Consider the following 273-nt stretch of genomic DNA (forward strand, 5'->3'; position numbering starts at 1 on the left):
TCTTACAACCGCTTGCTCAGTCTCTTTATTACGGTTGATAGAAAGACGGAAGAAACGCAGAGCGACGGTTGGGTTACCATCGGAGTAATGCCATAAGATACGGTAGAAGCCTTGTTTCGCGCGATCTTCTTCACTCATTTCATCTTGGTCCCACTGCTTAGGCACGATCAATCCTTCAAAGGAGAGCGGCTTTTCTAATTGCTTGTTGATGCGGCTATCAAGTAATTGACCGATTTGTTTTTCATTCCAACGCGGTAGGAAACAAACTAAGTC

The 273-nt window shown here is 44.7% G+C and carries 1 protein-coding gene; it reads right to left on the reverse strand.

Annotation, left to right across the window (positions count from 1 at the left end; genetic code table 11):
• The coding region (locus E0702_RS17370) for a hypothetical protein (RefSeq protein WP_205742058.1) at window positions 1-273 on the reverse strand (273 nt) is incomplete at both ends.

The sequence above is a fragment of the Halomonas marinisediminis genome, assembly GCF_004347715.1.
Taxonomy (GTDB): Bacteria; Pseudomonadota; Gammaproteobacteria; order Pseudomonadales; family Halomonadaceae; genus Halomonas; species Halomonas icarae.